This window comes from Salinicola sp., from assembly GCF_982684285.1.
This window is the reverse complement of sequence record NZ_CEXLVS010000089.1, coordinates 9,233-15,099: the sequence shown is the minus strand read 5'-3', so window position 1 is coordinate 15,099 and position 5,867 is coordinate 9,233. Positions and strand designations below refer to the sequence as shown.

Genomic DNA, 5,867 nt, shown 5'->3' with positions numbered 1-5,867 from the left:
TTCCGTCGGCCACCTCGTGTGCCACGGCGAAACGCGGCAGCAGCGTGATAGCCATGCCCGCGACCACCGCGCGGCGCAGCACCGCCATCGAGTTGGTCTCCACCGCGACCTGGGGGCGCAGGCCCGCCTGGGCGAAAGCCTGATCCACCAGCCGGCGCACACCGTGACCGGGCTTCCAGAGCGCCATCGGAATCCCGCTGAGCCGCTGCAGCGAGATCGGGTCGGGGTCCCCGGCAAGCGGATGGTCGACAGGACAGATCGCCAACAGCGGCTGACCGCTGGAGGCCCAGAAGCGAATCTGCGGATGGATCCGCTCATGGAACATCAGCCCGATATGCGCCCGATCCTCTACCACGGACTCGATGATCTCGTCCGTGCCCGCCTGTTCGATCTCCAGGCGTACGCCCCGGTAGCGCTCGGCGAAGGCCCTGAGCGGCGCATCGATCAGATCGTTGATGAAGCCCTCGCCCACCACCAGGGAGATGGTTCCGGTCTCCAGGCGCTGGTAGGCCTCCAGGCGGGTGATGAAGTCGTCGTCCAGGTCTCCGCGTCGACGACAGTAATCGAGCGCCATCTCTCCCACCGGCGTGGGGCGGATCCCTCTCGGCGTGCGTTCGAGCAACGGCGCCTCGAAAGCCGCCTCCAGCAGCGCAATCTGGCGGCTGACCGCCGAGGGTGCGATATCCAGCCGGGCCGCCGCCTTGCGCAGCGACCCGGACTCGACCGCGACGCGAAAATAGACCAGGCGCTGATGGGGAATGTCCATGAGAGTCGACCGGAGAGCGGAAACCGTTGCCACGATTAGCCCATCAACTCGGGACGACGTCAACGCCATCCTGGGGCAGCGGCGCTTTCGACTCGACTTTCGGCACCGGATACTGGCAATGTTGCCCGGTCACGCCCGAAAACTCGCGGCGACCCGCTTCATCGATCTCCTCACCGGGCGCCGCTCTTCCCAGCAGGAGCCACTGCATGTTCATCGCCATGAACCGCTTTCGCGTCAACCCGGCGCGCACCCAGGAATTCGAGACGCTATGGCTGGAGCGCGAAACCCATCTCCAGGGGCTGACCGGATTCGTCGAGTTCCAGATGTTGCGCGGCCCGGAGGAGGAGGATCACGTGCTCTACGCGTCCCATACCGTCTGGCGCTCTCGCGCTGACTTCGAAGCCTGGACCCACTCGGAGGCGTTTCGTGCGGCCCATGCCAACGCCGGCCAGAGCCGGCGCGAAGGCCTCTATCTCGGCCCGCCCAAGTTCGAGGGCTTCGACGTCATTCAGACGATCGGCAGCGATGAAAGCGCTGGCTGAGCGGGGCTATCGGCGGCTGGCGATCGGCCTCGTCCTGGCCGGCCTGCTATCGAGCGGCCCTGCGTCGGCCTCGCCACCGCCGACCAAAGCCGACATCGCGAAGCAGAAAGCCGTGCAACTCGAGCGACGGGTGGTCGAGACGGACGAGATCGAACCGGCCCCCGAGGCGGTGCGACTGACCCCGGAAGGCACCGAGGCCGTCGATCCGCGAGGTCTGGCGCCGCTTGACGATGCGATCACCTGCCTGGCGCGATCCATCTACTGGGAGGCCAAGGGCACCGATCAGCGCGAGATGCAGGCGGTCGCCAACGTGATCATGAACCGGCTGGGCAACCCCGAGTTCCCCTCGAGCCTGTGCGACATCGTTCAACAAGGGTCGGAGAGCGGACACTGCCAGTTCTCCTGGTGGTGCGACGGCCGTCCCGACGAAGCCAACGAGCCCGATCAGTACGCGGCGGCCCGGGAGATGGCGCGCCGTGCGCTCAACGGGACGCTCCCCGACATCACCCATGGCGCCCTGTTCTTCCACCATCGCAGTATCTCGCCCGGCTGGATGTCGACACTGGTCAGAACGGCCCGCACCCGGGAGTTCAACTTCTATCGCCAGCCCGGATGAATCGGATCACAACCTCCAGACGCAGGCCATCAACGATGATGAAACCAGGATTCGACGAAGAGGGAACCCTGTCAGCCGATGCCGGACATCGGACGAGCGCATGCTCGGACCCGCTCGATGCCGACACGCTGTGGCGGATGCTAACCGAGGCCGCGAGGGCCGCCGTGGACCGGGATCCGCTGCTGTCGGCACTGTATCGTCACATCCTGCTGGAGGTGCCGGACTTCGCGAGCGCTCTGGCCCGGGTCATCGCCGACACCGTGACGACGCCGCTGCTGCCGGAGAGAGCAGCCCAAGAGCGCGTCGAGGCGCTTCTCGACCGACATCCGGCGATCGCCAGGGCCGCCGAGCTGGACCTGGTCGCGCTGCTCCGCGAGGATGCCGCCATTCCCGAACCCTTCACGCCGCTGCTGTTCTTTCCCGGCTACCGGGCCGTGCAGTGTCACCGCATTGCCCATCAGTGGTGGCTGGACGGGCTGACCGACCTGGCCAGCCATCTCCAGTACCGCACGGCAGTCCAGTTCAGTGCCGATATCCACCCCGCCGCGACCCTTGGCGCCGGGCTGTTCGTCGATCATGGTGCCGGGATCGTCATCGGTGAGACCGCCGTCGTCGAGGACGACGTCACGATCTTCCACGGGGTGACCCTCGGCAGTTCGGGCAAGGTTAAGGGCGACCGTCACCCCAAGGTTCGCCGTGGCGCCTTCCTGGGCGCCGGCGCCACCATCCTGGGCAACATCGAAATCGGGGAAGACGCCCGGATCGGCGCCGCTGCCGTGGTCACTCGCAGTGTCGCCGCCGGCGCCACCGTGATCGGTCCCGCGGCCAGACCGCGCTGAGCGATTCACGATGTTCGCCCCTTCGGAGCCAACCGTCAGCCTCGACATCTTTCAGACCCCGGGATCTCCACTGGCGAACGATCTGGCGCGACTCAGCCAGCCCTGGGTGCGCGACATCGCCTGGTTGCTGCATGCCCCGGACATGGCCACCCTCGACTGCCCCGGACGCCCCACGCTGGCGGAACTGGGGCTCGACCGGCACGACCGCCGGCGGACCTGGCTGGCCCAGCAGGAGACCCTGGATGCCGACTTTCAACGACAGCGACTGGAGCGGCGCTCGCAGCGACTGGGCATCTACCATGAGACGCTTTGGCAGTGGATCCTGGAGCGGGCCCCCCGCACTCGACTACTGGCGCACAACATCGCGCTACGCGAGGATGGGCAGACCCTGGGCGAACTCGATCTCCTCTACGCGTCGACTCCGGCCATCGACCCGCCGTGCGACGACCGCGAAACCGATGTCTTCCATGTCGAGCTGGCCATCAAGTTTTTCCTCGGCCTGCCGGAAGGACCGGGAGACCGCTACGACGCCGCGCGCTGGATCGGGGTGGGAAGCTTCGATTCGCTGGCCATCAAATGTCATCGCCTCCAGTCCCACCAGCTACCCGGAGGCCGATCCCCGGCCGCCCGGCGACAGCGCCAGGCACTGGGCGCTACCGGATCGCTACGACAGCGGATCATCATGCCGGGGTGTCTCTACCACCCCTGGCATCGACGCTTGCCGCTGCCCCGGCTTGCCAACGACAGCGCGGCGCAAGGCCTGTGGTGCCATCAAAGTGCCTGGCCGGCGTTGGTGCGGCAATTGCCCGAAGGCACCGCTGGCCACCTGCTGATCAAGCCTCACTGGCTCGCGCCGCCAACCAGCGAGCCGTTGCCGCTGGCTGCGCTGGAAGACGCGCTGGCACGGCATTTCAGCGACCTCGGCAAGTCGGCGCACCTGCTGCTGACCCTGTCGGACGGTGGACAGTGCCGGGTTTTCGTGGTCAGGGACGAGTGGCCGCCGGCACTGCCGCTGCCCCCGCCGGGCCTCTCGCCCAGCGCGCGTTGAGCCACAGCGAACCGGCCAGGATCAGCGCGCCGACGCCCAGCCGCACGAGATCGGCGTCCCGGTTCCAGATCAGCAGGTTGACGATCAGCCCAGCAGGGATCAACGCATTGTTCATGATGGCCAGGGTGCCGGCGTCGACACGACAGGCCCCCTTGTTCCAGAGGAAATAGCCCAGCCCGGAGGCGACGATTCCCAGCCAGCCCAGTACGCCCCACTGGAGCGATGTGGTGGGTAGCTTGGCGGCGTCGCCCAGCACCCAGAAAGCCGGCAGCGCGATGCACAGCGCCCCCAGATAGAACCAGCCAAACAGATGGCGATGCGCCAGGTCGTTCGGCAGGCGTTGCGCCAGGTGCCGATACCCGACCTGGCCCAGCGCAAAGCAGAGGTTCGCGCCCTGCACGACCACAAAGCCGAGCCAGTAGTTGGCGGTGACCCCATCGTATCGAATGACCGCCGCGCCGATCACCGCCAGCACGGCCACCGCGAGATAGCGCGGCGAGAAGCGCCGCGCCAGCAGGTCGTCGATCAGGGTGATGTAGAGCGGCGTGAAGATGGTGAACAGCAGTACTTCCGGCACGGTCAGCAACAGAAACGAGTGGTAGAAGAAGAGATACATCACCCCGAGCTGGAGACCGCCGATGGCCATGAGGCCCAGACGCGCGGACCAGCGCAGCGCGGCAGGACGCAGCAACGGCAGAAAAATCAGCGTCGCCAACAGGATACGTATCATGACCGCAAAGTAGCTATCCACTTGCCCTGACAGGTAGACACCGATCAGACTGAAGGAGAAGGCCCAGAGCGCCGTGACGCCAACGAGGTAAGACATGCAGGTCAACCTGTGAGAAACGATAAGTTGACAGCCATTATACGGCTAAGCGCGGTTTTGCCCAGTCTGTCGCGCTTCGAATTCGTGGCGCAATCGGGGGCGGCTTCGGGAGTGAGTTGGAACGGCCGGGGTACCGGCACGGTCGACGTGGTTCGACAACAGGACAACGTGCGCTTCTTCGAGTCGGGGACCTTCACACCCGATGGCCAGGATCGCAGCCTACCGATGCGCAACGTCTATCGCTGGGATCTTCATTCCGAGCGGATCTCGCTGTCCCACGAACGCCGTGGCGCCGCCGCTGCCGTCTGGCTTTTCGATCTCGTCGCCAGCGACGGGGACACCCTGGTCAGCGCCGAGGTCCATCAATGCGCCGCCGATGCCTATAGCGCCACGCTCACGCTGGTATCGAACGGTATCGATCTGGAGTGGCGGATCGTCGGTCCCCGCAAGGACGAGCGTATCCTCTACCGGTATCGAGCCGGCTGAAACGACGACGGCTTCCCGAAGGAAGCCGAAGAAGGGAGTCGCCGAAACCGTCTCAGCGCGTCGCAATGATCCAGATGGCGTGAATGATGCCTGGGATGTAACCCAGCAGCGTCAGCACGATATTGATCCAGAACTGCAGTCCCAGGCCAACCTGTAGGAACACCCCTACCGGCGGCAAGAGAATGGCGAAGATGATGCGAATGATGTCCATGTAGCCTCCTTTGCTCAGAACGACATCGTTGTTGGTAGCCAACAATCCATTGTGGTGCCCCAAGGCGACCGGCGAACCGGCCTTCTTGGGCAGCGGGATGGCAACACCCCGCTGACTTGTCATGATTCACCCCGCCACAGCATAGCGTTCTTTGGCGGTGAACGCTGCCGCTCGTCAATGACGGCCCTTGGCATCCTCGTCGTTGGAGCGCGTCTTGCTCACCTTGGCATGGATGGAGCGCGAATCCGAGGCAAGTTCCTCGTGATGCCGCTCCCAATCCTCCCAATCATGTGGCGTGCCGCTCCTCGGACCGTGTTCGGCAGCCTCCCGGGCCCGCGCCCACGCTTTCTCCTCGAGTGACTGGGGCTTGTCCTGCTCCTTGTCGAGCGCTATACCCTGCTTGGCGAGATAATCTCGAGCATTCATCCGTTGTCCTCCCGTGCGGCGCGTCGGGGCTACCAACCCGTGGACATGGCCCCGAGCAATACCCTCTTAGATGGCACCTGGCGATCGCCACTTCAAGGTCTCAGGAA

At 65.4% G+C, this 5,867-nt stretch carries 10 protein-coding genes; 5 read left to right on the top strand and 5 right to left on the bottom strand.

Annotated elements, in window-relative coordinates; translation table 11 throughout:
- Positions 1–766 (bottom strand): LysR family transcriptional regulator (locus AC3AYF_RS09705; RefSeq protein ID WP_487779678.1); only part of this gene is annotated, 766 nt, incomplete at its 3' end.
- A gap of 43 nt (positions 767–809) precedes the next feature.
- The gene (locus tag AC3AYF_RS09700; RefSeq protein ID WP_295036802.1) at positions 810–974 is read right to left on the bottom strand and encodes a hypothetical protein; all 165 of its coding nucleotides are present in this window, start codon (positions 972–974) and stop codon (positions 810–812) included.
- Here AC3AYF_RS09700 and hmuQ point away from each other — a divergent pair.
- Genes hmuQ through AC3AYF_RS09680 form a run of 4 tightly spaced genes read left to right on the top strand, consistent with a single transcriptional unit; the run spans position 973 to position 3,811 of the window.
- Positions 973–1,308: a heme-degrading protein HmuQ gene (gene hmuQ, locus AC3AYF_RS09695; RefSeq protein WP_295036800.1), complete on the top strand. Its 336-nt coding sequence runs from the start codon at positions 973–975 to the stop codon at positions 1,306–1,308. The two genes, AC3AYF_RS09700 and hmuQ, sit on opposite strands and share 2 nt — an antisense overlap.
- The gene (locus AC3AYF_RS09690) at positions 1,292–1,924 is read left to right on the top strand and encodes a cell wall hydrolase (protein ID WP_295036799.1); all 633 of its coding nucleotides are present in this window, start codon (positions 1,292–1,294) and stop codon (positions 1,922–1,924) included. The genes hmuQ and AC3AYF_RS09690 overlap by 17 nt, the downstream gene beginning before the upstream one ends.
- 35 nt (positions 1,925–1,959) lie before the next feature.
- Positions 1,960–2,763: a serine O-acetyltransferase EpsC gene (gene epsC, locus AC3AYF_RS09685; protein WP_295036797.1), complete on the top strand. Its 804-nt coding sequence runs from the start codon at positions 1,960–1,962 to the stop codon at positions 2,761–2,763.
- 10 nt (positions 2,764–2,773) lie between these two features.
- Complete coding sequence (locus AC3AYF_RS09680) at positions 2,774–3,811, top strand: DUF1853 family protein (protein ID WP_295036795.1); 1,038 nt, start codon at positions 2,774–2,776, stop codon at positions 3,809–3,811.
- Here AC3AYF_RS09680 and AC3AYF_RS09675 read toward each other — a convergent pair.
- Positions 3,747–4,637, bottom strand: coding sequence for a carboxylate/amino acid/amine transporter (locus AC3AYF_RS09675; RefSeq protein ID WP_295036793.1), 891 nt, complete (start codon positions 4,635–4,637; stop codon positions 3,747–3,749). The two genes, AC3AYF_RS09680 and AC3AYF_RS09675, sit on opposite strands and share 65 nt — an antisense overlap.
- A gap of 111 nt (positions 4,638–4,748) precedes the next feature.
- On the opposite strand from AC3AYF_RS09675, the gene AC3AYF_RS09670 reads away from it, so the two are divergent.
- The gene (locus tag AC3AYF_RS09670) at positions 4,749–5,123 is read left to right on the top strand and encodes a DUF6314 family protein (RefSeq protein ID WP_295036792.1); all 375 of its coding nucleotides are present in this window, start codon (positions 4,749–4,751) and stop codon (positions 5,121–5,123) included.
- Positions 5,124–5,175: 52 nt separating this feature from the next.
- On the opposite strand, the gene AC3AYF_RS09665 is transcribed toward AC3AYF_RS09670, so the two are convergent.
- Positions 5,176–5,334 (bottom strand): YqaE/Pmp3 family membrane protein, encoded by a 159-nt coding sequence (locus tag AC3AYF_RS09665; protein ID WP_110600857.1) that lies wholly within the window; start codon positions 5,332–5,334, stop codon positions 5,176–5,178.
- Between the two features lie 174 nt (positions 5,335–5,508).
- Entirely contained in the window at positions 5,509–5,760 is a 252-nt protein-coding gene (locus tag AC3AYF_RS09660) for a hypothetical protein (protein WP_295036790.1), read from the bottom strand.
- Positions 5,761–5,867 lie beyond the last annotated feature (107 nt).